This is a genomic window from Pseudomonas sp. H9, from assembly GCF_004353925.1.
In the GTDB taxonomy this organism is placed as follows: domain Bacteria; phylum Pseudomonadota; class Gammaproteobacteria; order Pseudomonadales; family Pseudomonadaceae; genus Aquipseudomonas.
Map to the genome: position 1 here is coordinate 1 of NZ_SMOK01000060.1, position 397 is coordinate 397.

Here is a 397-nt window from a genome sequence, read left to right on the forward strand (position 1 = left end):
CCTTCTCCCGAAGTTACGGTGCCATTTTGCCTAGTTCCTTCACCCGAGTTCTCTCAAGCGCCTTGGTATTCTCTACCCAACCACCTGTGTCGGTTTGGGGTACGGTTCCTGGTTATCTGAAGCTTAGAAGCTTTTCTTGGAAGCATGGCATCAACCACTTCGTCGCCTAAAGGCAACTCGTCATCAGCTCTCGGCCTTGAGATCCCGGATTTACCTAAGATCTCAGCCTACCACCTTAAACTTGGACAACCAACGCCAAGCTGGCCTAGCCTTCTCCGTCCCTCCATCGCAATAACCAGAAGTACAGGAATATTAACCTGTTTTCCATCGACTACGCTTTTCAGCCTCGCCTTAGGGACCGACTAACCCTGCGTCGATTAACGTTGCGCAGGAAACC

1 rRNA gene is annotated in these 397 nt (G+C 51.1%); it reads right to left on the reverse strand.

The window, feature by feature from the left end:
• A 23S ribosomal RNA gene (locus tag E1573_RS26675) occupies positions 1-397 on the reverse strand; the annotation flags it as partial.